This window comes from Streptomyces sp. cf386 (assembly GCF_900103585.1).
Lineage (GTDB): Bacteria > Actinomycetota > Actinomycetes > Streptomycetales > Streptomycetaceae > Streptomyces.
This window is the reverse complement of sequence record NZ_FNHV01000012.1, coordinates 257049-277477: the sequence shown is the minus strand read 5'-3', so window position 1 is coordinate 277477 and position 20429 is coordinate 257049. Positions and strand designations below refer to the sequence as shown.

General features: G+C 71.5%; 17 protein-coding genes and 1 pseudogene. 15 read left to right on the top strand and 3 right to left on the bottom strand.

Annotated features, from left to right (window positions below):
• Positions 1 to 4: 4 nt before the first annotated feature.
• Positions 5 to 1378 carry an aldehyde dehydrogenase family protein gene (locus BLU79_RS29790; protein WP_093909023.1) on the top strand — a complete coding sequence of 458 codons (1374 nt, stop codon included), beginning with the start codon at positions 5 to 7 and terminating at the stop codon, positions 1376 to 1378.
• Positions 1375 to 2157: a 3-oxoacyl-ACP reductase gene (locus tag BLU79_RS29785; RefSeq protein ID WP_093909022.1), complete on the top strand. Its 783-nt coding sequence runs from the start codon at positions 1375 to 1377 to the stop codon at positions 2155 to 2157. Before BLU79_RS29790 ends, BLU79_RS29785 begins: the two co-directional genes overlap by 4 nt.
• A 66-nt stretch (positions 2158 to 2223) precedes the next feature.
• Here BLU79_RS29785 and BLU79_RS29780 read toward each other — a convergent pair whose 3' ends face one another.
• Positions 2224 to 3426, bottom strand: coding sequence for an amino acid deaminase/aldolase (locus BLU79_RS29780; RefSeq protein WP_093909021.1), 1203 nt, complete (start codon positions 3424 to 3426; stop codon positions 2224 to 2226).
• A 573-nt stretch (positions 3427 to 3999) separates the two neighbouring features.
• Between BLU79_RS29780 and BLU79_RS49285 the strand changes: the two genes are divergently transcribed.
• Together BLU79_RS49285 and mycP are read left to right on the top strand one after the other, a co-directional pair.
• Positions 4000 to 5541: a hypothetical protein gene (locus BLU79_RS49285; protein ID WP_256333511.1), complete on the top strand. Its 1542-nt coding sequence runs from the start codon at positions 4000 to 4002 to the stop codon at positions 5539 to 5541.
• 59 nt (positions 5542 to 5600) lie between these two features.
• Positions 5601 to 6764 carry a type VII secretion-associated serine protease mycosin gene (gene mycP / locus BLU79_RS29770; RefSeq protein WP_093909096.1) on the top strand — a complete coding sequence of 388 codons (1164 nt, stop codon included), beginning with the start codon at positions 5601 to 5603 and terminating at the stop codon, positions 6762 to 6764.
• A gap of 26 nt (positions 6765 to 6790) precedes the next feature.
• On the opposite strand, the gene BLU79_RS29765 is transcribed toward mycP, so the two are convergent.
• Entirely contained in the window at positions 6791 to 7819 is a 1029-nt protein-coding gene (locus BLU79_RS29765; RefSeq protein ID WP_093909020.1) for a serine hydrolase, read from the bottom strand.
• Between the two features lie 149 nt (positions 7820 to 7968).
• Here BLU79_RS29765 and BLU79_RS29760 point away from each other — a divergent pair, with 149 nt between their 5' ends.
• Entirely contained in the window at positions 7969 to 8700 is a 732-nt protein-coding gene (locus BLU79_RS29760) for an SseB family protein (RefSeq protein ID WP_093909095.1), read from the top strand.
• Between the two features lie 39 nt (positions 8701 to 8739).
• Here the strand turns inward: BLU79_RS29760 and BLU79_RS29755 are convergent, their stop codons facing one another.
• Complete coding sequence (locus BLU79_RS29755; RefSeq protein WP_093909019.1) at positions 8740 to 9117, bottom strand: DUF1844 domain-containing protein; 378 nt, start codon at positions 9115 to 9117, stop codon at positions 8740 to 8742.
• 338 nt (positions 9118 to 9455) lie between these two features.
• Between BLU79_RS29755 and infC the strand changes: the two are divergent.
• From infC to BLU79_RS29700, 10 genes and pseudogenes are all read left to right on the top strand, one after another.
• A pseudogene (gene infC / locus BLU79_RS29745) lies at positions 9456 to 10155 on the top strand (translation initiation factor IF-3).
• Positions 10156 to 10265: 110 nt separating this feature from the next.
• Positions 10266 to 10460, top strand: coding sequence for a 50S ribosomal protein L35 (gene rpmI / locus BLU79_RS29740; RefSeq protein ID WP_003977225.1), 195 nt, complete (start codon positions 10266 to 10268; stop codon positions 10458 to 10460).
• Between the two features lie 120 nt (positions 10461 to 10580).
• A complete protein-coding gene (rplT, locus tag BLU79_RS29735; protein WP_020938960.1) occupies positions 10581 to 10964 on the top strand; it encodes a 50S ribosomal protein L20 in 384 nt (127 codons plus the stop codon).
• A 103-nt stretch (positions 10965 to 11067) separates the two neighbouring features.
• Entirely contained in the window at positions 11068 to 11916 is an 849-nt protein-coding gene (locus tag BLU79_RS29730) for a TrmH family RNA methyltransferase (protein WP_093909017.1), read from the top strand.
• Between the two features lie 53 nt (positions 11917 to 11969).
• Entirely contained in the window at positions 11970 to 13106 is a 1137-nt protein-coding gene (locus BLU79_RS29725) for a sensor histidine kinase (protein ID WP_093909016.1), read from the top strand.
• A gap of 147 nt (positions 13107 to 13253) precedes the next feature.
• Positions 13254 to 14375: a phenylalanine--tRNA ligase subunit alpha gene (gene pheS, locus BLU79_RS29720; protein ID WP_093909015.1), complete on the top strand. Its 1122-nt coding sequence runs from the start codon at positions 13254 to 13256 to the stop codon at positions 14373 to 14375.
• Complete coding sequence (gene pheT, locus BLU79_RS29715) at positions 14375 to 16888, top strand: phenylalanine--tRNA ligase subunit beta (RefSeq protein ID WP_093909014.1); 2514 nt, start codon at positions 14375 to 14377, stop codon at positions 16886 to 16888. The genes pheS and pheT overlap by 1 nt, the downstream gene beginning before the upstream one ends.
• A gap of 217 nt (positions 16889 to 17105) precedes the next feature.
• Positions 17106 to 18179 (top strand): PP2C family protein-serine/threonine phosphatase, encoded by a 1074-nt coding sequence (locus tag BLU79_RS29710; RefSeq protein WP_093909013.1) that lies wholly within the window; start codon positions 17106 to 17108, stop codon positions 18177 to 18179.
• 277 nt (positions 18180 to 18456) lie between these two features.
• Positions 18457 to 19797, top strand: a complete 1341-nt coding sequence (locus BLU79_RS29705; RefSeq protein ID WP_093909012.1) for an NsdA family TPR-like regulatory protein — start codon at positions 18457 to 18459, stop codon at positions 19795 to 19797.
• Positions 19798 to 19883: 86 nt separating this feature from the next.
• Entirely contained in the window at positions 19884 to 20429 is a 546-nt protein-coding gene (locus tag BLU79_RS29700; protein ID WP_093909011.1) for an NUDIX hydrolase, read from the top strand.

Here is a 20429-nt window from a genome sequence, read left to right as displayed (position 1 = left end):
TTCCTTGTCCGACCAGCTCCAGGTACTCGACCCGGCCACCGAAGAGGTCGTCGCCACCGTCCCGGCCGCCACCGCGGCCGACGTGGACGCCGCCGTCGTACGCGGCGCGTTGGCGCAGTCCGCGTGGGCCGCCCTCGCTCCCGGCGAACGCGCCCGGCTGCTGCGCCGCTTCGCGGTCAAGGTGGACGAACACCTCGAAGAACTCGCCCAGTTGGAGGTCCGGGAGGCCGGGCACACCATCGGCAACGCCCGCTGGGAGGCGGGCAACGTCCGCGATCTGCTCGACTACGCGGCCGGGGGAGTGGAACGGCTGACCGGCCGCCAGATCCCCGTCCCCGGCGGCCTGGACGTCACGATCCTCGAACCGCTCGGCGTCGTGGGCGTGATCGCCCCCTGGAACTTCCCCATGCCGATCGCGGCCTGGGGCATGGCCCCGGCGCTCGCGGCCGGCAACGCGGTCATCCTCAAGCCTGCCGAGACGACCCCGCTGACGGCTCTGCGACTGGCGGAGCTGGCCCTGGAGGCGGGCCTCCCGGAGGGGCTGTTCCAGGTCCTGCCCGGCCACGGCCCCGTCGCGGGTGACGCGTTGGTCGAGCACCCGGGCGTGGCGAAGATCGTCTTCACGGGGTCGACGGCGGTCGGCAAACAGGTCCTGGCCAAGGGCTCGGCCCTCCTCAAGCGCGTCACCCTCGAACTCGGCGGCAAGAGCCCCAACATCGTCTTCGCCGACGCCGACCTCGAAGCCGCCGTGGCCGCCACCCCCATGTCCTTCCTCGACAACTCCGGCCAGGACTGCTGCGCCCGCACCCGCATCCTCGTCCAGCGCTCCGTCCATGACCGCTTCCTGGAACTGTTGGCCCCCGCCATCGAGGCGGTGACGGTCGGCGACCCGGCCGACGAGAAGACCGACATGGGCCCGCTGATCTCCAAGGTGCAACTGGAGCGCGTGCGTTCGTACGTCGACCAGGGCGCCGACGGTATCCGCGGCAAGGCCCCCGAGGGCCCCGGCTTCTGGTTCCCGCCGACCGTCCTCACCGGTGTCGACCCCCGCGCGCGCGTGGCCGTCGAGGAGGTCTTCGGCCCCGTCGCCGTTGTCCTCCCCTTCGAGGACGAGGCGGAGGCGATCCGGCTGGCCAACGCCACCGAGTACGGCCTCTCCGGCTCCATCTGGACCCGTGACGTGGGCCGCGCCCTGCGGGTCTCCCAGGCGGTCCGGGCCGGCAACCTGTCCGTCAACTCCCACTCCAGTGTCCGCTACTGGACCCCCTTCGGCGGCTTCAAGCAGTCCGGCATCGGCCGCGAGCTGGGCCCGGACGCCCTGACCGCCTTCACCGAAACAAAGAACGTCTTCATCAGCACGGAGGGCCCCGCACAGTGAGCGCAGAGAACATTTGCAGGCGACTCGTCGGCCGCACGGCCGTCATCACCGGCGCCGGCAGCGGCATCGGCCTCGCCACCGCCCGCCGGCTCGCCTCCGAGGGCGCCCACATCGTCTGCGGCGACGTCGACGAGCAGCGCGGCAAGGCGGCGGCGGAGGAGGTCGGCGGGATCTTCGTGAAGGTCGACGTCACCGACCCCGAGCAGGTCGAGGCGCTGTTCAAGACGGCGTACGACACCTACGGCAGCGTCGACATCGCCTTCAACAACGCCGGAATCTCGCCGCCCGACGACGACTCCATCCTGGAGACCGGCCTGGAGGCCTGGAAGCGAGTCCAGGAGGTCAACCTCACTTCCGTCTACCTGTGCTGCAAGGCCGCCATCCCCTACATGCGGCAGCAGGGCAAGGGCTCCATCATCAACACGGCGTCCTTCGTGGCGAGGATGGGCGCCGCCACGTCCCAGATCTCGTACACGGCCTCCAAGGGCGGCGTCCTCGCCATGTCCCGCGAACTGGGCGTCCAGTTCGCCCGCGACGGCATCCGGGTCAACGCCCTGTGCCCGGGACCGGTCAACACCCCGCTCCTCCAGGAGCTGTTCGCCAAGGACCCGGAGCGAGCCGCACGCCGCCTGGTCCACATCCCGGTCGGCCGTTTCGCCGAGGCCGAGGAGATCGCCGCCGCCGTCGCCTTCCTGGCCAGCGACGACTCCTCCTTCGTCAACGCCACCGACTTCCTGGTCGATGGCGGCATCTCGGGGGCGTACGTCACGCCGCTGTAGCCCCCGGGGGGAAGTGAACGGGACGCCACCTTCGAGGGAGGGTGACGTCCCGCTCACGAGCCGCCGCTACAGGAACGTGCGGCCCTCCCCGCGATACGTGGGCACGGTCGCCGTCACCGAGTCGCCCTCGACGAGGTGCAGCGAGTCGAACCGCTCGCACAGTTCACCGGCCTTGGCGTGCCGGAACCACACCTTGTCGCCGATCAGGAGATCGTCGGCGGGGGAGCCGAGCAGTGGGGTCTGCACCTCGCCGGGCCCCTCCTGAGGGTCGTAGCGCAGCCCCTCCGGCAGATACGGCACCGGCAGCCGGTCGGGCCCGGCCGCGCCCGAGGCCGGGTAGCCGCCGCCGAGGACGGTCACCACCCCGACCCCCGGTCGGCGCACGACGGGCTGGGCGAACAGCGCGGCCGGACGCCCGTTGAAGGACGTGTAGTTGTCGAACAGCCGTGGGACGTACAGCCCCGAGCCGGCGCCGATCTCGGTGACGCAGTCCTCCGCGGCGGTGTGCTGCACACTGCCTGTCCCGCCACCGTTGACGAACTCCAGCCCCGGCACGACCGCCCGCACGGCCCGCACCACCTCGGCCCGCCGCTCGGCGAGCTCCCGGCGTGCGGCGCCCTGCATCAGCCGTATGGCACGCGACCGCAGCGGCCGCCCCGCCACCGCGTCGCCGACCCCGGCGATATGCCCCTCGTACGCCATGATCCCGACCAGCTCGAACCCCGGCTTCCGGGCGACGGTACGGGCCATGTCGGCGACCTGGGCGGGGGAGTGCAGCGGCGACCGCCGGGCGCCGACGCGCACGCGCCCGCCGAGCAGCTTCAGCGAGGTGTCCAACTCCAGGCAGACCCGCACCACTTCCCGGCCACCGTCCCGGGCGTCGTCGATGAACCGGAGCTGTGCCGGATCGTCGATCATCACGGTGACGGCGGAGGCGAGCTTCGGATCGCCGGCCAGCTCGGCGAACCCGGCGCGGTCGGCGGACGGGTAGGCGAGCAGGACGTCCTCGAAACCGGAGCGCGCCAGCCACAGGGACTCGGCCAGCGTGAAGGACATGATCCCCGTGAACCCGTCCTTCGCGAGCACCCGTTCCAGCAGGGCCCGGCAGCGTACGGACTTGCTGGCGACGCGGATCGGTTTCCCGCCGGCGCGGCGGACCAGGTCGTCCGCGTTGGCGTCGAAGGCGTCCAGGTCCACGATCGCGAGAGGGGCGTCGAGATGGGCGGTGGCCCGGTCGTAACGGGCCCGGTCGGCGGCGCGCGCAGTCATGAACGCAGCCTGCCAGACGGGATTACCGCAGGGTAGGGGGACGTTCCGGGCAGATTTACGCGGGGTCGTGGACTGGTTCCCGTTCGCCCTGCATCAACCCGTAGAGTGACGCGCACGCATGTGTGGATCGCCCACGGCCGCTCGGGCGTGCCGGGATGACGCTCCGCCCGTGCGGGTATGCGTGCCTGGTCGGACGAGTCCGCGCCGGGCAGGGCGGAACACGGAACGACGGCCTGTGCACGAGATCGGGCCCGGTCATGAGGAAACGGGGGGTGCATGAGCACGGAAGCGCGCCGCGCCCCCGTCCCCCCACGCCCCACGACGCCCCCACCGCCCGCCGTCCCGCCCCGCCCGACCACCCCGCCAAGACCCGCGGACCCGCCGACGGCAGGCGAGCCGCAGGGGGAGCGGCAGGTCGGCAGTCCGGGATCCCCGGCGAGCCCCGCCCACCCCATGTCCGGCACCTCCAGTCCGTCCGACCCATCGAGTACGTCCGGTATGTCAGGTACGTCGCCCCAGATCCCCCACTTGCGCGCCCCGGCCCCCGCAGACGCGGACACCGACGCCGACCCCATGTCTCCGCCCCCGCCACGAGCCTCCGCGCGCTTCCCGGACGCGCCGCCCACCGCCGGGCGTCCGGAGAACGGCGGATCGTTGCACCAGGAGGGCGGCGGGCAGACCGCACCCGGCGGCATACCGCCCCGCCAGGCCGAGCGACCCGCGCCGCCGCGCCGTACCGGCGCCCCCGCCGAGACCGCGGCGGAGACCACCTTCCGGCTCCGGCCGATCCCCGCGGCCCCGTCGCCCGAGTCCGGCAACGGCCCGTCCTCCCGAGCACCCGGCGCACCCGCGCGGGGTTCCGCCGGGGTTCCTCCCCAGTCGGGCAGCGCGCCCGCGCAGGGCTCGGCCGGCGCGCCTTCCCGACCGGGCAGCGGCCCCGCGCAGCGCTCCGCCGCCATGCCCCTGCCGCCGGCCACCTCTCCCGGCTCCGCACCCGCGGACCCCACACGCCGTCCCGGCTCCGCACCCGCGGACCCCACACGCCGTCCCGGCTCCGCCCCTCCGCCCCCGCGGCCCGGCGTTTCGGTCCCGCTCCCTCCCGAGCAGGCGCCGTCGGCGGGGCACAGGGCGGCGGGCAGTGGATACGGCGCCTCCGCACCCTCCGCACCCCCCGCACCCCCCGCCCCCACCACAGGGCACTCCGCGAACGGCCACAACTCCGCCCCCTTCGCGCCGGACCCGTCCCTCTCCTGGAGCGCCCCCATGGCGCCGGGCGCGGCCCCGGGCGCCGGGCGGCCCGTCGTGTCGTTCGGGGAGCCCGAGGGGTACGACGAGCAGGCGCGACCGCGGCCCCTCGGGGTGCGGATCCGGCCGAGGGTCGCCCTGGCCGCCGCCTGTGTCGTGCTCGGAGTCGGCCTCATCGGCGGCGCCGTGACCGGGAGTTGGCTGATCGGGGAGCCCGGCGACGGCGGTACGCAGGACACCTTCGCCGCGGCCGGGAGCCTGTGGCACAGCGTCCCCGTCGACCAGCTGTTCCCGCGCACGGTGATCGGCAAGGGCGCCGGACCCGGTGGCGCCGACCGGACCTGGACGCGGATCGCCGTCGCCCCGGACAGCGGCTGTGCGAACGCCTTCGATCCGCTGCTGCGCGAGGTCCTCGCCTCCGTCGGCTGCGAGCGCCTCCTGCGCGCCACCTACATCGACGCCACCCAGAGCTACGTCACCACCGTCGGCCTGCTCTTCACCAAGGCCGACGCGGCCGGCATGCGCTCCCTCGACAGCCGGTTCGCCAAGGAGGGCCTGGACCGCCGCACCGACCTCATGCCCCGCGCCTACGCCGCCAAGGGCACCCCGGCCGCCGGATTCGGCGACGAGCAGCGTGCCTCCTGGACCGTCTCCGTCCTCACCGACGCCCCCGTCGTGGTCTACGCCGTCTCCGGCTGGGCCGACGACCGCACCGTCGACGAGCCCGAGCCCGCCGAGGAAGCCATGCAGTCCGGCACCACCACGTCGGTCGCCCAGTCCGGCCTCGGCCACGAGGCGCAGGGCCTCGCCGACCGCGTCGAACGCGCCCTGCGCAAGAACGTCGGCCCGTCCACGGAGCAGTCGTCATGAGGACCGGTACCCGCAGCGGGGTGACCACGGCGCCCCGCACCAGCGCCAGGAAGACCTTCATGGCCCGACGGACCGGCCCGCTCGCCGTCCTCCTCGGCGCCAGCCTCGCCCTCCTGCCGTCCACCACCGCGCACGCCGACTCGATCCGCGCCCGGCAGTGGGCCCTGGACGCCATGCACACCCAGGAGGCCTGGCAGACGACCAAGGGCGCGGGCGTCACCGTCGCCGTCCTCGACACCGGCGTCGAGGCCGACCACCCCGACCTGGCCGGCAACGTCCTCGAAGGCAAGGACATGGTCGGCTTCGGCGCCGACCGCGGCGACCGCGCCTGGGCCCGGCACGGCACCGCGATGGCCGGCATCGTCGCCGGCCACGGTCATGGCGCCGGTAACGGCGACGGCGTCATGGGCATCGCCCCCGAGGCCAAGATCCTCCCCGTCCGCGTCATCCTGGAGGACGGCGACCCCGCCCGCGCCAAGGCCCGCAGCACCCGCGGCAACGCCCTCGCCGAAGGCATCCGCTGGGCCGCCGACCACGGCGCCGACGTCATCAACCTCTCCCTCGGCGACGACTCCAAGTCCGCCCACCCCGAGGCCGGTGAGGACGAGGCCGTCCAGTACGCCCTGAAGAAGGGCGTCGTCGTCGTCGCCTCCGCGGGCAACGGCGGCGAGAAGGGCGACCACATCTCCTACCCGGCCGCCTACCCGGGCGTCATCGCCGCGACCGCCGTCGACCGCTACGGCACCCGCGCCTCCTTCTCCACCCGCCGCTGGTACGCCACGGTCAGCGCCCCCGGCGACGACGTCGTCATCGCCGACCCCGACCACAAGTACTACGAGGGCTGGGGCACCAGCGCCGCGGCCGCCTTCGTCTCCGGAGCGGTGGCCCTGATCAAGGCCGCGCACCCCGGCCTGACCCCGGCCCAGATCAAGAAGCTCCTGGAGGACACGGCCCGCGACGCCCCCGCCGACGGCCGCGACGACTCCCGCGGCTACGGCTTCATCGACCCGGCTGCCGCCATCGAGAAGGCCGAGAAGCTCAAGCCGAAGGACCTCCAGGCGGCGGCGTACGGCGAGGAGTACTTCGGCTCGGGCCCCGACACCGCCAAGTCCGACGACGACGCGACGAGTTGGACCGCCGCGCTCGCGGGCAGCATCGGCGGCATCCTGCTGATCGCGGCGGTCGCAGTGCTGCGGGGCCGCCGCGGACGCTTCTACTTCTGAGGCACGCCGGAACCACGCCGGAACGGCTACGACGATGCCGTGGCCGGCACCGACGCGGAAGCGGACGGGGAAGGGGACGCGGCGGAGCCTTCCCCGGCGAACACCGCCACCGCCGCCACGGCCGCCGCCTCGACCAGTGAAATCCCGTTCGCCTGTGTCACGTTGCCGTCCGACAATGCGGCCAGCAGGTAGTCGTGGCCGTCGACCGTCACCCGCCCGACGGTGTTGATGTCCCACAGTCCGGTCGCCGTACGGGGCAGCCATCCGTTCTTCAGCGCCCACGCGGAACCGTCGGCCGCCGCCGACACCCCCCACTGCTGGCCCACGGCGATCTGCCCCATCAGCCCGCGCAGATACGTCCGCGAGGCCTCGCTCAGCTCCGATTCGTCGCCGAACACCTGCTGCAACAGCCGGAGTTGATCGGCGGCCGTGGTCTGCGTCAGCCCCCACAGCATTCCGTCGCCGCCCTCGGTCCCGGTGAGCCCGAAGCGCTCGTTCGCGGCGTCGAGCCCCTCCGCCTTCCCGATCGTCCGCCACAGCTCCGACGCGGAGGCGTTGTCGCTGTTCTCGATCATCGCGGTCGCGTACGACTTCTCCGCGGCCGTCAGCTCCCGCCCCTCGTCCTGCGCCCGCAGCAGCAGGGCCGCCAGGATGTCGACCTTGACGATGCTCGCCGTGTCGAAACCGCCGTCCCCGTACACGGCGCTCTCACCGGACTCAAGATCCAGCACCGCCACCGACATCTCGACCCCGTCCGGGACGTCCACCGACTCCATGGCCGTCGCCAGCAACGCGTCGTAGTCCACCGTCGGCTGCGCCACTGGTTCCACCGAAGCCTCCCCGCTCACCGAGCCCGCTGCCGAGGCCGAGGGCGAGGCCGACGGCGATGTCGCCGACGATACGGGGCTCCCCCCGGAGTGCGCCTGCGCCTTCACGTACACGGTTCCCGCGGCGGTGGCGCCGAGGACGGTGACGGCGGCGAGGGCGCCGTACAGCAGGGTGTGGTGTCGGGAAAGGCGAGCGCGGCGGCTGCGGCGTGCTCTGGAGGACTCCATGCCCGCGATGGTGGGGGCGGCGTCTGTGCGTGCCGTTAGACGGAGGTTAGATCTGTGTCAGAGAAACGGAGATTGCGCGCAGACGTGTCACGGCACGGTTTCCGGGGCCGCACAAGCGCAGCAGCATCCCCCCGATAGGGTCGGTGACCGTGGCGAACAAGAACATTCCCGACTCTCCCTTCTCCGACGACGACGGCTCCGCCGACCCCCGGCTGAGCGCAGCGCTCGCCGCCTGGGCCCAGGACCGCACCGCCGAGGGGCTCGTCCTGGCCGCGCTGAAGGAAGCCCGGCTGCTCGTCCCCGTCGTGGCCGTGCTCGGCGAGGTCGAGGAGGACGAGAACGGGCTGCGCCGCGAGAAGGCCAGCGACATGGCCGTACCGACCCTGAAGGCCGGCGATCGCACCGCCCTGCCCGCCTTCACGTCCAGCGACTCCCTCGCCCGCTGGGACCCGGCGGCCCGCCCCGTCGCCGTACCCCTGCACCAGGCCCTGCAGGCCGCCGTGCACGAGAAGGCGGACACGATCGTGCTGGACATGGCCGGTCCGGTGCCGTACGAGCTGACGGGGCGCGCGCTGCTCGCGCTCGCCGAGGGGCGGACGACGACGGATCCGCTGGCCGACCCGGCCGTGCGGGAGGCGGTGCGCGCCGCGGTGGCCGCCGAGCCGGCCGTGCTCCGCGCCCACCTCGGGCCCGGACAGGCCGACGGCACCCTCGCCCTCGTCCTGGACGAGGGCGCCGTACCCGCCCGGGCCGCCCGCGCGGTCGCCGAGCGCCTCGCCGCCGACGCAACACTGAGGGCCCGCCTGGTGCGCGGTCTCGACCTGGCACTGCTGCCGGCCGGGACGACGCCTCCGGGCGAGCCCCTTTACGTACGAGGATGAGCGGGCCGTACGGCGATGAATCAGCCGTACGCGAGCGAACTAGCCGTAGACCGGGCCGGTGTACTTCTCGCCGGGCCCCTGACCCGGCTCGTCCGGGACGATCGACGCCTCGCGGAACGCCAGCTGCAGCGACTTCAGGCCGTCGCGCAGCGGTGCCGCGTGGAACGAGCTGATCTCGGTCGTGCTCGCGTCCAGCAGACCGGCGAGGGCGTGCACCAGCTTGCGGGCCTCGTCCAGGTCCTTGTGCTTGTCGCCCTCCTCGGTCAGACCGAGCTTCACGGCGGCGGCGCTCATCAGGTTGACGGCCACCGTCACGATCACCTCGACCGCCGGGACCTCGGCGATGTCGCGGGTCATGGCGTCGAAGTCGGCCGGGCCGGGGGTCTCGGGGGTGTCGGAGGAGGAGGTGTCACTCATGGTTCACACGATAGGCCCCGGTGCACGCCGGTTCGCGCCACCCCCGGGATGCTGCTAACCTTGTGTAACGACCGGCTGGACACTCATGTGTCTAGCCCACAAGTGGAGGCTCCGATCTCCCACCTGACCGTCCCCCGGGACGGCGGGTCACCCCGGTCAGGCGGCCACCATCGTTCCGTACGGACGATGGAGTCGCCCGAAATTGCGCCCCGCGATCACTCGCGGCGGTGCTCCGGTAGTGCTTTGGAGCCCCGCCTGTGATCGTCCGGGGCATTTTTTGTGCTTCGGCGCGGTTAGGTCTTACGAACGAGACATACGCGGCTGTCCGCCAGACCGCCGTGTGGTGCTAACCGAGGAGGATCCATCAGCGCCGAGCCCCGCATCAACGACCGGATTCGCGTTCCCGAGGTGCGACTTGTCGGTCCCAGTGGCGAGCAGGTGGGCATTGTCCCGCTGGCCAAGGCACTGGAGCTTGCGCAGGAGTACGACCTGGACCTGGTCGAGGTCGCGGCGAACGCCCGTCCGCCCGTGTGCAAGCTCATGGACTACGGGAAGTTCAAGTACGAGTCGGCCATGAAGGCCCGTGAGGCGCGCAAGAACCAGGCGCACACGGTCATCAAGGAGATGAAGCTCCGGCCGAAGATCGACCCGCACGACTATGACACCAAGAAGGGTCACGTCGTCCGGTTCCTCAAGCAGGGCGACAAGGTCAAGATCACGATCATGTTCCGTGGTCGCGAGCAGTCCCGGCCCGAGCTGGGCTATCGACTGCTGCAGCGTCTCGCGACGGACGTCGAGGACCTCGGGTTCGTAGAGTCGAACCCGAAGCAGGACGGCCGAAACATGATCATGGTTCTCGGTCCGCACAAGAAGAAGACCGAGGCGATGGCCGAGGCCCGCCAGGCGCAGGAAGCCCGCAAGGCCGACGCGAAGGCCAACCCCGGCAAGTCGCAGAACGTCGCGGAGACCGAGGGTGCCGCGGAGTCCGAGGACGCCGTGGAGACCGAGGCTCCTGCCGAGGCTTCCGCCGAGGCGTGATCCCGGGGGACGCGAGTCCCCAGGACGTAACCGATACCAGAGCGACGCTCCACCGTGCCCGGTTTTACGACCGGGCATCGGAGCGCCATCTACGAGGAGAGAACGGCGCTATGCCGAAGAACAAGTCGCACAGCGGTGCCAGCAAGCGCTTCAAGATCACCGGCTCCGGCAAGGTGCTCCGTGAGCGCGCCGGCAAGCGCCACCTGCTCGAGCACAAGTCGTCCCGCGTGACGCGCCGCCTGACCGGCAACGCCGAGATGGCCCCGGGCGACGCCGCGAAGATCAAGAAGCTTCTCGGCAAGTGACATCGGGCGCGGATCGAGCGGATCGCATCGCATCGCCCGTCGCGCCTGATCTCTGACCGGGACCCAATCGATACCGGGTCGTGTGAGTCCAACCACGGCCCCGCTACAAGGAGTTAACAAGTGGCACGCGTCAAGCGGGCAGTCAACGCCCACAAGAAGCGCCGGGCGATCCTCGAGGCGGCCTCCGGCTACCGCGGTCAGCGTTCGCGCCTGTACCGCAAGGCCAAGGAGCAGGTCACCCACTCGCTGGTCTACAACTACAACGACCGCAAGAAGCGCAAGGGTGACTTCCGCCAGCTGTGGATCCAGCGCATCAACGCCGCTGCCCGCGCGAACGGCATCACGTACAACCGCTTCATCCAGGGTCTGAAGGCCGCCAACGTCGAGGTCGACCGCAAGATCCTGGCCGAGCTGGCCGTCAACGACGCGAACGCGTTCGCCGCGCTCGTCGAGGTCGCGCAGAAGGCGCTGCCGTCGGACGTCAACGCCCCGAAGGCGGCCTGACGCTCCAGCGGCCCCAGGCCGACGTGACTGAAGGGACCCGCAGGCCGAGGAGGCTTGCGGGTCCTGTTGTGTCCGTGAACTTCGAAACACCAAGGTGAACCCCATGCCCCCCGTCAGCCCCGAGCTGATCTCCCCCCGTTCCCCCCGCGTCTCGGCCGCCCGTCGGCTCGCCAAGCGGAACTTCCGGGGCAAGGAGCGGCTGTTTCTCGCGGAGGGGCCGCAGGCCGTGCGGGAGGCGGCGGCGTACGGGTCCACGCTCGTGGAGCTGTTCACGACCGTCGAGGCCGCGGAGCGGTACGCCGACATCGTCGGCGAGGCCCGGGACGCGGGCGCCCGTGTGCATCTCGCCGACGAGCAGGTGATCGCCGACATCTCGACCACCGTGACACCGCAGGGGCTCGTCGGGATCTGCCGGTTCATCGACACCCCCTTCGAGGAGATCCTCGCCGCCCGGCCGAAGCTCGTCGCCGTGCTCGCCCATGTGCGGGACCCCGGGAACGCCGGGACCGTGCTGCGGTGCGCCGATGCCGCCGGGGCCGAGGCCGTCGTCCTCACCGACGCGTCGGTGGATCTGTACAACCCCAAGGCCGTACGGGCCTCCGTGGGCTCCCTGTTCCACCTCCCCGTCGCCGTCGGGGTGCCCGTCGAACGGGCCGTGGCCGGGCTCAAGGACGCCGGGGTGCGGATCCTCGCCGCCGACGGGGCGGGGGACCGGGATCTCGACGACGAGCTCGACAGGGGGAGCATGGGCGGGCCCACCGCCTGGGTGTTCGGCAACGAGGCATGGGGGCTCCCGGAGGAGACCCGCGCGCTGGCCGATGCCGTCGTGCGCGTGCCCATCCACGGGAAGGCCGAGAGTCTGAACCTCGCCACCGCCGCCGCCGTATGTCTCTATGCCTCGGCCCGTGCACAGCGCGCCTCCGGAGGGTGCCGCACCGTTACCGAGAGCTAGTAGGGTGACCAGCTCGGGGGCCCCTCAGCCGTCGTGAGAGGTGGGGTACGGGGATGAGTGTCGGCACGAGCAGCGCACCGGGAGCACATCAGGTGCCGCGGCCGTCCGGGTCCCGGTCCGGCGATCCCGCCGAGTTCGGCATCGATCCCGACGACCTGCCCGACGGCCTCGTCGTCGCCGACGAGCACGGGCACGTCATCTGCTTCAACGCCGCCGCCGAGCGCATCACCGCCGTCCGCGCCGACGACGCCCTCGGGCAGCGGCTGGAGAAGGCCCTGCCCTTAGAGGACCTGGAGGGGCGCCGCTGGTGGCAGCTGACCGATCCGTACGGCGGGCTCGCCATTCGGCGCCGGCAGCCCGAGCGGAACCTCCTCCTCCCCGGCGGGCATGAGGTACTCGTCTCGGTGCGGTACGTCCGTGCCGAGCCGACCGGCCCCGTCCGCCGCGTCGTCGTCTCGCTCCGTGACACCGAGGCCCGGCGCCGCACCGAGCGCAGTCACGCCGAGCTGATCGCCACCGTCGCCCACGAGCTGCGCTCGCCGCTCACCTCCGTCAAGGGCTTCACCGCCACGCTCCTCGCCAAGTGGGAACGCTTCACCGACGACCAGAAGCGGCTCATGCTGGAGACCGTCGACGCCGACGCCGACCGGGTCACCCGGCTCATCGCCGAGCTGCTCGACATCTCGCGGATCGACAGCGGGAGGCTGGAGGTGCGTCGCCAGCCCGTCGACATGGGCGCGGCCGTGGGACGGCACATCCAGGCCTACGTCGCCGCGGGCCAGACCGCCGACCGGTTCCTGCTGCGCGTCGAGCAGCCCCTGCCCGACCTGTGGGCCGACCCCGACAAGATCGACCAGGTGCTCAGCAACCTCATCGAAAATGCGGTGCGGCACGGCGACGGAACGGTCACCATTGACGTCACGGCCACGACGTCCCCGCGCGAGGGAGAGGACGTCGGTACGTCGGTCACGGTGAGCGACGAGGGGCCCGGTATCCCGGAGGAGTCCATGAACCGCGTCTTCACCCGCTTCTGGCGGGGCAGCAAGCGCGGCGGCACGGGCCTCGGGCTCTACATCGTCAAGGGCATCGTCGAGGCGCACGGCGGCGCCATCGAGGTCGGTCGCGCCCCCGGCGGCGGCGCACAGTTCCGATTTACGTTGCCCGTGGCGGCACCGGCGTATCTCACCTGAGAGCCGGCCTCGGCCCCACGGGCGCATTCGCATTCCTCAACCCCGTTAGACTCGGCCTTTGGCACCTTTGTGTCCCAAAAACCGTGACGATCTGTCCACGAGTCGGTACGGGGACCTTCAGCCAGCCAATCGGAAGCACGGGAAGAGATGTCGGCACCGAATAAGTCGTACGACCCTGTAGAGGTCGAGGCCTTGAAACCGGAAGAGATCGAGCGCATGCGGGACGAGGCGCTCGCCGCCTTCGCCGCCGCGGACTCCCTCGACGCGCTCCAGGAGGCCAAGGTCGCCCACACCGGCGGGACCTCCCCGCTGGCCCTCGCCAACCGCGAGATCGGCGCGCTGCCCCCGCATGCCAAGGCCGCCGCCGGAAAGCTCGTCGGCCAGGCCCGGGGCGCGGTCAACAAGGGCCTCGCGGCCCGCCAGACCGAGCTGGAGGCGGAGCGGGACCAGCGGGTGCTGGTCGAGGAGGCCGTGGACGTCACGCTGCCCTACGACCGCGTACCGTCCGGCGCCCGCCACCCGCTCACCACCCTGTCCGAGCGCATCGAGGACATCTTCGTGGCCATGGGCTACGAGGTGGCCGAGGGCCCGCAGGTCGAGGCCGAGTGGTTCAACTTCGACGCGCTCAACATCGGCCCGGACCACCCCGCGCGCGGCGAGGCCGACACCTTCTTCGTGCAGGGCCCGGACGGCGGCACCGAGTCCGGCGTCGTGCTGCGTACCCACACCTCGCCCGTGCAGATCCGCTCGCTGCTCGACCGTGAGCTGCCGGTGTACGTGATCTGTCCCGGCCGCGTGTACCGCACCGACGAGCTGGACGCCACGCACACCCCGGTCTTCCACCAGGTCGAGCTGCTCGCCGTCGACGAGGGCCTCACCATGGCCGACCTCAAGGGCACCCTGGACCACATGGTCCAGTCCCTGTTCGGCGAGGGCATGAAGACCCGGCTGCGGCCCAACTTCTTCCCGTTCACCGAGCCGTCCGCCGAGATGGACATGGTGTGCTACGTCTGCCGCGGTGAGTCCGTCGGCAACCCCGACCGCCCCTGCCGTACCTGCTCCTCCGAGGGCTGGATCGAGCTGGGCGGCTGCGGGATGGTCAACCCCAAGGTGCTGACCGCCTGTGGCGTCGACCCGGAGAAGTACAGCGGGTTCGCCTTCGGGTTCGGCATCGAGCGGATGCTGATGTTCCGCCACAACGTCGAAGACATGCGAGACATGGTCGAGGGTGACGTCCGGTTCACCCGGCCGTTCGGGATGGAGATCTGATGCGGGTCCCGCTTTCTTGGCTGCGGGAGTACGTCGACCTGCCGGCGACCGAAACCGGCCGTGACGTCCAGGCCAAGCTCATTTCGGCCGGTCTCGAGGTGGAGTCCGTCGAGCAGCTCGGCGACGGCCTCAAGGGTCCGCTCGTCGTCGGCCAGGTGCTGACCATCGAGGAGCTGACGGAGTTCAAGAAGCCGATCCGCTTCTGCACCGTCGACGTCGGCCAGGCCAACGGCACCGGCGAGCCCCAGGAACTCATCTGCGGCGCCCGGAACTTCCAGGTCGGTGACAAGGTCGTCATCGTCCTCCCCGGCGCCGTGCTGCCCGGCGGTTTCGAGATCGCCGCGCGCAAGACGTACGGCCGTGTCTCGCACGGCATGATCTGCTCCACCAGCGAGCTGGGCATGGGCGACGACGGCACCCACGGCATCATCGTGCTGCCGCCGGAGACCGAGGTCGGCAAGGACGCCATCGAGCTCCTCGAACTGGTCGACGAGGTCCTGGACATCGCCGTCACCGCCAACCGCGGCGACTGCCTGTCCATCCGCGGCGTCGCCCGCGAGACCGCCATCGGCTACGGCATCCCGCTGCGCGACCCGGCCCTGCTCGACGTGCCCGGCCCGAACGCCTTCGGCTACCCGGTGCAGGTCTCGGACCCGATCGGCTGCGACCGCTTCACCGCCCGTACGGTGACCGGCCTGAGCCCCGAGGCGCGCTCCCCGATCTGGCTGCAGCGCCGTCTGCAGAAGGTCGGCATGCGCCCGATCTCGCTCGCCGTCGACGTCACCAACTACGTGATGATGGAGCTCGGCCAGCCGCTGCACGCCTACGACCGGGGCCTGGTCCAGGGCACGATCGGTGTGCGCCGGGCCGAGGAGGGCGAGAAGCTCGTCACCCTCGACGGCGTCGAGCGCAAGCTGCACGCCGAGGACCTGGTCATCACCGACGAGCGCGGCCCGATCGGCCTCGCGGGCGTCATGGGCGGCGCCAACACGGAGATCGCCGACCACGACGACGTGGAGAACGCGTCCACCGATGTCGTCATCGAGGCCGCCCACTTCGACCAGGTCGCCATCGCGCGTACGGCACGCCGCCACAAGCTGTCCTCGGAGGCGTCCCGTCGCTTCGAGCGCGGTGTCGACCCGGCCGCGGCCGCCGCGGCTGCCCAGCGGACGGTGGACCTGCTGGTGCTGCTCGCCGGCGGCACGGCCGAGGCCGGTGTCACCGAGGTCGTCACGCCCTCCGGGCCGCACACCATCACCAGCCCGGCCGACCACCCGGACAAGGTGGCGGGCGTCGAGTACGGCCGCGAGACCGTCGTACGGCGACTCCAGCAGATCGGCTGCGACGTGTACGGGCAGGACGAGCTGATCGTCACCGTGCCGTCCTGGCGGCCCGACCTCCTGGAGCCGAACGACCTGGCCGAAGAGGTCATCCGCCTGGAGGGCTACGAGAACCTGCCCTCCACGCTGCCCAAGCCGCCGTCCGGCCGTGGCCTGACCCACCGTCAGCGACTGCACCGCCGGGTCGGCCGCGCGCTGGCCGGTGCCGGTTACGTCGAGGCGCCGAACTACCCCTTCGTCAGCGAGCAGGTCTTCGACCAGCTCGGCCTGGCGGCCGACGACCCGGCCCGCCGCGTCGTCAAGCTGACCAACCCGCTCAACGACGAGGAGCCGGCGCTCCGTACGTCGCTGCTGCCGGGTCTGCTCGGTGCGCTGCGGCGCAACGACGGGCGGGGCTCGCACGACCTGGCCCTGTTCGAGACGGGCCTGGTCTTCCAGCCGCGCGAGGAGCGCAGCGTCGCCGGGCACCTGTCCGTCGACCGGCGTCCGACCGGCGAGGAGATCGCCGCGCTGAACGCCGTGCTGCCCGAGCAGCCGCGGCACGTGGCCGTCGTTCTCGCCGGTGCGCGGGAGCAGGCCGGCTGGTGGGGCAAGGGCCGTCCGGCCGACTGGGCCGACGCGGTGGAGGCGGCGCGGCTCGTGGCCCGTGAGGCCGGGGCCGAACTGATCGCGGTGAGCGGGCAGTACGGTCCGTGGCACCCCGGCCGGTGCGCCGCGCTGGCGATCACCGTGGAGGGCGCCGAGCGGGTCATCGGATACGCCGGTGAGCTGCACCCGGGTGTGCTGAAGAAGCTGGGTCTGCCCGCGCGTACCTGTGCGATGGAGCTGGACCTGGACGCGCTGGAGCAGGTCGGGGACGGTACGCCTCAGGCGCCGAGCATCTCCACGTTCCCGGTGGCCACGCAGGATGTCGCCCTCGTGGTGGACAAGCCGGTGCCGGCCGCGGAGGTCGAGGCGGCGTTGCGTGCGGGGGCGGGTGAACTTCTTGAGGGGATCCGGCTGTTCGACGTGTACGTCAATGACGAGCAGCTCGGTGACGGGAAGAAGTCGCTGGCGTATGCGCTGCGGTTCCGTGCGGGGGATCGGACGCTGACCGTGGATGAGGCTTCGGCTGCCAGGGACGCTGCGGTTGCCCTCGCGGGCGAGCGTACGGGGGCTGTTCTGAGGGGCTAATCGCCGCGGGGGGACTGTGTTGTTCGCCGGCCGCGGGTTCGTCGTGGCTGGTCGCGCAGTTCCCCGCGCCCCTGAAGGGGCGCGTTGCAGTCACCTCACTCAATAGGGTGACTTCTCTGGGTGATCTGGTACTTCCGGGCCATCTCTCGACAGAATCGGACCGGCCTTTCGGGGTCGGTCCGTCTGCGTTGTCAGGGCCTATTGGGGGGCCATAGGCATGTTCCGCATCAAGGCTCGGGTTCCCCGGAAGGTGCTGGCGATGGGGCTGCCCACCGCCTGGGGTGCGATGGCGATCACGTACAAGTTGGCCTGTCCGCTGGCCCAGGAGGACAGCCTTGGGGCTCGCGTCGTCACCAGTGCCGTCTTCTTCGCCGTGGGGACCGGACTGATCCTGCATGTCCGGCAGGCCCTGCTGCGTGAGCTTCGGCAGGTCCGCAAGGTCGCCGGGGCCGCACAGAACGCGCTGCTGCGGCCGTTGCCCGCGCGTATCGACGGGTTGAACGTCGCCGCCGCCCAGCTCTCCGCCGACCGTGACGCCTGTGTCGGCGGTGACCTGTACGAGGTCGTCGCCACCGAGCACGGCGTACGGGCGGTGATGGGCGACGTACGCGGCCATGGCATCGCCGCCATCGGCACGGTGGCCGCCCTTCTCGGCAGCTTCCGCGAGGCCGTCCACGACGAACCCGACCTGGGCCAGGTGCTGCGCAGACTGGAGCGGGCCCTGGCCCGACACCTGCGCGAACGGGCCCGCGACGAACACCCCGCCTCCGGCCTGGAGCCCGACACCCCGGTCGCCGAGGAGTTCGTCACCCTCCTGCTGCTGGAGATCGACCGCGACGGCGAGGTGACCGCCCTCAACTGCGGCCACCCCTGGCCGTATCTGCTGACGGACGGAGGCGTAGGCCCTCTCGCCGACGCCGATCCCCTCCCGCCCTTGGGACCGTTCCCCCTCCCCGCCGAACTGACCCCCTCGGGCTGCGGCTCCCTGCTTCCCGGCGACTCCCTGGTCCTCTTCACGGACGGCGTCGAGGACGCGAGGGACGCACGAGGCCGGTTCTTTTCGCTGCAGGCGGCGCTCATCGAGGTCGTACGCAACCACCCGATCACCCCGCAATCGATCCTGCGCACGCTCTTCACGGCCCTCCTCCGCCACACCAGGGGAAGGCCCACGGACGACATAGCGCTACTGGTCCTACGGAACGATCGAACGAGGGTCCCCTGCGATTCCCTAGGGGCGCGGGGAACTGCGCGACCAGCCACGGGCAATCCGCAGCCGACCAACCACCTTTGACGCAACGGCGATGGGGCGCGCGGCCAAGCCGGCGGCGGCCGTCCGCCCCGCCACGGAGTGTCGGGCAGGCAGCTGGGCGGACGGCGCGGATGCGGGCCGCCGCACTGTACGAGGGGGAGCCGGCGGCCCGGCCGGCCTCTTGCGAGGCATTTCAGTCAACTGGATGGGAACTCTCCGCAACAGCGCGCGCACCCTACGGATTCGAGCACTCGCTTCACACCCCGTGTGAAGCGGTTCGCACTACTCTGTCGGCACCGAGGCCACCCGGGGGGCATACATGCAGCCCAACACTCTGCTCGACGCGATCCTGGACGAGGCCGGGGTCTCGCACGCGGGGCTGGCAGCGCACGTGAACCAGGCGGGGCGGGCGCGCGGGATCGCGCTGAGATACGAACACACCGCCGTCGCACGGTGGTTGAAGGGCCAGCGGCCGCGCGGCCAGGTGCCCGACCTGATCTGCGAGGTGCTCGCCGCGAGGCTGCACCGTACCGTCACGCTCGACGACATCGGCCTGGGCGTACCCGGCGAACCGTCCACCGCGCACGTCACCTCGCTGTCCGGCTTCGTCGAGCGGGCCACCGCGCTGTGGCGCTCCGATGAGCAGCAGCGGCCCCACATCCTGGGCGCGCCCGCGGTCACGGGTACGCCCGCCGTGATGCCCGTGTGGGAGTGGGAGAACCCGCCCGAGGACGTCGATGTCTCGCGCGGGGGGCGGCATCGGGTCACACCCGGCGACATCGAGATGCTGCGGGCCGCCCGCACCCACTACGAGCAGATGTACCGCAAGGCGGGCGGTATAGCGACCCGCACCCGGATCGTCGGGTTCCTGAACGCGGAGGCCGCCCCGCTGCTGCGCGGCAGCTACACCGACGCCACGGGCCGTCAACTGCATCGTGCCACCGGTGGGTTGGTGGCGGTCGCGGGCATCTGCGCGTACGACTCCGACGCGCACGGGCTCGCCCAGCGGTACTTCCATCAGGCGCTGCGGCTCGCGAAGGCCAGTGGAGACCGGGGGCTGGGCGCCTATGTGATCGCGCTGCTGGTCAACCAGGCGCTGTTCATGCGGGAGTTCCGGCAGGCCGTCGCCTTCGCGGAGGCCGCGCTGCGGGCCGCCGGCAAGCACATCACCCCGGCGCTCGCCTCCGACCTGTACGCGATGCAGGCGAAGGCGTACGCCCACCTCGGCGACGGCACGAGCGCCCTGTCCTGCATCCGGCGTGCCGAGCAGGCCGCCGATCGCATCCACCGCGGATACGAACCCGACGAAACGGGCTATGTCCAGCCCGGACTCGTCAATGTTCAGGTGGCGGAGGCGCTGCTGAGTCTCGGGGAGCTGGCGGCCGCGGCGGAGCACGCCGCGGCCGCCGTCGACAATCCCGCCCACGACCGGGGCCGGGTGCACCGGCTGGCCATGCTCAGCACCATCGAGCTGCGCCAGGGCAATGCCGACAAGGCGGTGGCCACGGCGGTGCAGATGGCCGAGCAGGCGCGGGGAATGGAGTCCCAGCGCCTGCGCGACAGACTCAGGGCGGTACGCGAACACCTGGTGCGCAGCGGCGGCGCGGGCACGGCCGAGGCCGCCGAACTCATCGACGGAGCACTGCGCGTACCGCTCTAGGCCGGTATCAGGTCGACGCTCGAACACCGACACCTCATAGTCCCTGCTGCGATATTGCCACTTACTCGACGGAAGGTGGCAGAACCGTGCAGTGGACGAAACAGAACGAACAAACTGTGTATGAAAACCGCTGGTTCACCGTCAATCTGGCAGACGTGGAGCTGCCCGACGGCCGGCACCTGGACCACTTCCTCATACGGATGCGGCCGGTCGCCGTCGCCACAGTGGTCAACGAGGCCAATGAAGTCCTCCTCCTGTGGCGCCACCGCTTCATCACCGACAGCTGGGGGTGGGAACTCGCGGCGGGCGTCGTCGAGGACGGCGAGGACATCGTCCGCGCGGCCGCCAGGGAGCTCGAGGAGGAGACCGGCTGGCGGCCGGGACCCCTGCACCACCTCATGAGCGTGGAGCCCTCCAACGGGCTCACCGACGCCCGGCACCACATCTACTGGGCCGACGAGGGCGAGTACGTCGGACATCCCGTGGACGACTTCGAGTCGGACCGCCGGGAATGGGTTCCGCTCAAGCTCGTCCCCGACATGGTCGCCCGTGGGGAGGTCCCGGCCGCCAACATGGCGGCCGCGTTACTGATGCTGCACCATCTCAGGCTGGGGCAGGACGTCTTGCCCTGA

What these genes read in the sequence shown, in the direction of transcription:
- BLU79_RS29780 (WP_093909021.1), bottom strand. Translation starts at nt 3,426, where the DNA reads ATGACTGCGCGCGCCGCCGACCGGGCCCGTTACGACCGGGCCACCGCC.
- BLU79_RS49285 (WP_256333511.1), top strand. Translation starts at nt 4,000, where the DNA reads ATGTCTCCGCCCCCGCCACGAGCCTCCGCGCGCTTCCCGGACGCGCCG.
- mycP (WP_093909096.1), top strand. Translation starts at nt 5,601, where the DNA reads ATGGCCCGACGGACCGGCCCGCTCGCCGTCCTCCTCGGCGCCAGCCTC.
- BLU79_RS29765 (WP_093909020.1), bottom strand. Translation starts at nt 7,819, where the DNA reads ATGGAGTCCTCCAGAGCACGCCGCAGCCGCCGCGCTCGCCTTTCCCGA.
- BLU79_RS29755 (WP_093909019.1), bottom strand. Translation starts at nt 9,117, where the DNA reads ATGAGTGACACCTCCTCCTCCGACACCCCCGAGACCCCCGGCCCGGCC.
- rpmI (WP_003977225.1), top strand. Translation starts at nt 10,266, where the DNA reads ATGCCGAAGAACAAGTCGCACAGCGGTGCCAGCAAGCGCTTCAAGATC.
- BLU79_RS29730 (WP_093909017.1), top strand. Translation starts at nt 11,068, where the DNA reads ATGCCCCCCGTCAGCCCCGAGCTGATCTCCCCCCGTTCCCCCCGCGTC.
- BLU79_RS29725 (WP_093909016.1), top strand. Translation starts at nt 11,970, where the DNA reads ATGAGTGTCGGCACGAGCAGCGCACCGGGAGCACATCAGGTGCCGCGG.
- pheS (WP_093909015.1), top strand. Translation starts at nt 13,254, where the DNA reads ATGTCGGCACCGAATAAGTCGTACGACCCTGTAGAGGTCGAGGCCTTG.
- pheT (WP_093909014.1), top strand. Translation starts at nt 14,375, where the DNA reads ATGCGGGTCCCGCTTTCTTGGCTGCGGGAGTACGTCGACCTGCCGGCG.
- BLU79_RS29710 (WP_093909013.1), top strand. Translation starts at nt 17,106, where the DNA reads ATGTTCCGCATCAAGGCTCGGGTTCCCCGGAAGGTGCTGGCGATGGGG.
- BLU79_RS29705 (WP_093909012.1), top strand. Translation starts at nt 18,457, where the DNA reads ATGCAGCCCAACACTCTGCTCGACGCGATCCTGGACGAGGCCGGGGTC.